General features: G+C 61.5%; 5 protein-coding genes. 1 reads left to right on the top strand and 4 read right to left on the bottom strand.

What is annotated here, in order from left to right; all coding sequences use genetic code 11:
* Window positions 1-89: 89 nt before the first annotated feature.
* Both ACYVDE_RS17305 and ACYVDE_RS17300 read right to left on the bottom strand, forming a co-directional pair.
* Window positions 90-524, bottom strand: a complete 435-nt coding sequence (locus ACYVDE_RS17305; RefSeq protein ID WP_460502798.1) for a DUF7878 domain-containing protein — start codon at window positions 522-524, stop codon at window positions 90-92.
* A 315-nt stretch (window positions 525-839) separates the two neighbouring features.
* Entirely contained in the window at window positions 840-1490 is a 651-nt protein-coding gene (locus ACYVDE_RS17300; RefSeq protein WP_460502797.1) for a hypothetical protein, read from the bottom strand.
* A gap of 243 nt (window positions 1491-1733) precedes the next feature.
* Between ACYVDE_RS17300 and ACYVDE_RS17295 the strand changes: the two genes are divergently transcribed.
* Window positions 1734-2327: a hypothetical protein gene (locus tag ACYVDE_RS17295; RefSeq protein WP_460502796.1), complete on the top strand. Its 594-nt coding sequence runs from the start codon at window positions 1734-1736 to the stop codon at window positions 2325-2327.
* 92 nt (window positions 2328-2419) lie between these two features.
* Here the strand turns inward: ACYVDE_RS17295 and ACYVDE_RS17290 are convergent, their stop codons facing one another.
* Together ACYVDE_RS17290 and ACYVDE_RS17285 are read right to left on the bottom strand one after the other, a co-directional pair.
* Window positions 2420-3064: a membrane-associated protein gene (locus ACYVDE_RS17290; RefSeq protein ID WP_460502795.1), complete on the bottom strand. Its 645-nt coding sequence runs from the start codon at window positions 3062-3064 to the stop codon at window positions 2420-2422.
* A 268-nt stretch (window positions 3065-3332) separates the two neighbouring features.
* The coding region (locus ACYVDE_RS17285; RefSeq protein WP_460502794.1) for a PLP-dependent transferase at window positions 3333-3632 on the bottom strand (300 nt) is incomplete at its 5' end.

The raw sequence follows: 3632 nt of genomic DNA, 5'->3' as shown, positions 1-3632 counted from the left end.
AGCAAGGGGTTCTTACACGCTCCAGCCTTTGCAACGGCTCATCGGTACTTGACACCGGCCAGTGCCGAGGCACTTATCAAAGCAGGCATTTATGGGCTAGAAGGGAATAGAGGCAGGAACCTATCCAAGCGTACACGGTAGCGCTCCAGCACTATGTTGCGCACCTCCTCGCGAAACTGCTTCACCGCGTGTCCCCACTCGGCTTGCTCGGCGGTCCAATGAATCAATGCATCTCCCCAGGTGTACGTCAAGCGGTGCCGATTTCCTTCCGCCGGCATAAACACCAGCATGGGTCCGGAGTCGGGTTCAGCGCCGTCTGGCGTGTAGGCCCGAGGTAGTTGCTGGCAGGCCCACCATTCGGATAGCCACATGGCAACCTCAACCAACGGGAGCGCAATTTCTTTCCAAACTATTTCCGGGCCATGAGTTAAGCAGAGCGTACCGTCCAGAAGGTAGTATGCCACCGTTTCGTTATATACCAATTCGGCGGGAACTTCATCAAAGCAAAATGAGAAACGCAGCACTTCAGCAAGGTAGACAAGAGAAAACGTTCAGCGAAACGGTAATTTGAATAAGAAAGGCAATGCCCGCGCATCTATGGGGTAAACTGTACCGAGGTACACTCCGCTTGCACAGCCTCCCAAAGCCCCCGTACTGAAGTACAGCCGGCTCCAGCAACTCTAAAAATGCCCCGTACCGAAATACACCCCACTTCCGGCACTACTGAATCCGACCGTACCTCAGTACGGGGCGCTTGTGAACCACCAAAAGCCAACCGTACCGAGGTACGACCAGCCTTTACATCGTCAGGAAATAGGGTGTACCGAGGTACGGCCCGATTAAGGCTTAGCCAAACCGAACGTGTCTTTCAAGGCTTTCTTGTTGCCGCGCGCCTTCGAGAAATCGAAAAAGCTGTACACTTTCTCCGGCTCCTCAAACTTGAGCTCCAGCTGGGCCTTGAGGCGGCGCTGGGCGTGGACAATGGCCCGGCGGTCGTCGGCGAGGCCGAGTTGGGCGTCGGTAATGTCGCCGACCTGCTCGTCGCAGGTTTTGTCGGCCGCGGCGAGGGCGTCGTAGAGGTGCTGCGCATCGGCCGCCAGCGTGGGGACCAGGGCGGCCTGCTGGGCCTGGTAGAGGGCGAGCAGGTTTTTCGACTCGGTGAGCAGCCGGGGCTGGCTGAGAGCGGCAAGCTTGCTCTTGCCGTCCTTTTTGAAGTCGGCATATACGGGCGGCTTGGGCGTCATGTAGTCCTTCATGGTGTCGTCCACAAAAGCCAGCCACTGGGCGCGGGCCGCGCGGAAGGCATCGGTACCGCCGGCCGTCGACTGGTTGCAGTCGGTCAGGTTCTCGTCGAAGCCGGCAATGGCCGTTTCGAGCTTGGCCAACAGCGGCGTGAAAGCCGCCCCCAGCCCCGCCTGCCGAATGGCGCGTAGGCTATACTGGGCCTGGGCTTTGTAGGCGGGCCGCGCCATGCGCAGGCTCAGAAACAAGTTATCGAAGTAGGTAGAATACGCGCCTTACATGATAAAAATGGGGTAAAAGGGGAAAGGAAAACCAGGGCCGTACTAACGGCCGCGAACTGACCCTCAGCCGCGCCGTAAGAGTACGGCAAATTTCAGAATTGCCGCCCCCGATGTGGCGCGAAGCTTGCAGTTGCCCGGCCCGGACTGCTGGCAAACCTGTCCGGCCCGGAGCCTTTTTCCGTTAAAGTCCTTGTCAACCTCCTTACTCCCATGAAAAACGCGCGTCTTTTTGCCCTGCTGTTGGCCCTGCCCCTGGCCGCCCACGCCCAGACCAAAACCACCACCACCACGGCCAAAACCAGCACCACTGCCACCGCCAAGCCCGGCGAACAGCAGGTAACGGAAGTCACCGAAGACCTCGACCCCGCCACCGGCAAGGTCATCCGCCGCACCACCCGCACCACCACCGTGCCCGCCGGCACCACGCCCACCGGCACGGTCATCAACCCCAGCCCCACCACCGGTAGCAGCAGCACCACCGCTACCGTGGCCGCCGGCGTGGCTACCGACACGGCCGTGTCGGACTTCTTCCGCGAGCGCATCAGCGTGGGCAAGCTCACCGCCCCGCAGTTGCTCGACACCTACACCCGCTTCCTCGACAAGGTGCGCGAAGACCGCCGCGAGTGGACGCCTAATGACTGGACCCGCGCCGCCAACGTACTCAGCGCCCTTAATGGCCGCTACGACCAGCTGCGCAGCTCCTACACCCTCGATGACAAGCTGACCATCCGGGGCGTGCAGGGCGAATTCCAGGCCCTGCGCACCGCCAAGCAGATTTCCGGCTCGGTGTCGGATAAGCTGTAAGCAGCCGCCAGCCCCGCCGGTCTGACCGGAACCAGCAGCAAAAAGCCCCCCTTTCCTAGCCGGGAAAGGGGGGCTTTTTGCTGCTGGGCGAACTACCACATCAGGGCCAAGGTGTAGTAGGCATCACTAATCCGGGCCCAAGGGCCGGGCTGGTACGCTGCCACTGTGGGCCGGGCAAACCAGCGGCGCAGCAGCAGGTGCGAGGGCACGTAGAATACGGCCAGCAAGCCAGTCATCCAGGCCAGGAGGTAGAGCGGGGCAGGCAGCCAGGTTTGCGGGTGCGCGTCGTCGAAACCAAACACGTAGTTGATGTTGACCGGGATTTTGGGGTCGGGTAGCACAGTGCCGGCCGGGGGCAGGAAGAAATACGCTGTTAGGCACAGGCCCCAGCCCAGGGCCGTCCAAGCCAGCAGGGCGCGGCGGTCATAGCCCAGGCGCTTCACCAGAAAGATGAGCAGAAACGGCAACCAGCCGTGGAAAAACGACAGCCCGCGCAGAAACAGCGAGCGGTTCTCATCGAACATATAGCCCGTGAGGCCCACCAGGTGCAGGCCCAGCAGCTCGCTCACGAAGTCGGCGCACCACAGCACCTGCGGCACCAGAATGCCCACCGCCGCCATTGAGGCCGGCAGGGCCTTCTCCGTCCACAGCGCGATGAAGCTCAGCAGCAGGGCCACGTCGCAGAAATACAGAAAGTTGGTGGACCCGTAGTTCACGTAGTACACCGGCACCATCACGGCCAGAAAAGCACTGACAGCGAGTTTAAGCGAAAGCGGTAAGCGAGACGAAGCAGCGCGCATGGCAAGGGGCAGTTCCGGCGGGCGGCGCACCGTTGCGCGCCAGCAGAACCGTCACAAAGGAATACCGTTACTCCGGCCAGTTTCAAACCAAAACGCCGCCGCTGCCGACTTACCCATCGCAAACAGCACGAACCTAAACAACTGATAATGAATCGAAATTAGTCCAACCCATCAGACTTTTCAGTACTGGCTTCCACGGCCCGATTTACGCCAGCGCCTGCGCCAAATCGGCCAGCAGCTCCTCTACCGGCTCGATGCCCACGCTCAGCCGCACCAGCCCCACCGAGATGCCTAGCTCAGCGCGCTGCGCATCGGTCAGGGCCCGGTGCGAGGTGTAGAGCGGCGACGAGCACGACGAGTCCACCCCCGCTAGCGAGGGCGCAAACGGAAACCGCTCGCTGCGCTGCATAAAGCGGTTCACGAGGTCGGCATCATCGGGCAGGCGCATCGAAAGCATGCCGCCAAAGCGCCCCCCACCCTGCTGCGCCGCCAGCGCGTGCTGCGG

The sequence above is a fragment of the Hymenobacter agri genome (assembly GCF_054778495.1).
This window is presented reverse-complemented; position numbering and strand designations above follow the sequence as displayed.

What these genes read in the sequence shown, in the direction of transcription:
- ACYVDE_RS17295 (WP_460502796.1), top strand. Translation starts at nt 1,734, where the DNA reads ATGAAAAACGCGCGTCTTTTTGCCCTGCTGTTGGCCCTGCCCCTGGCC.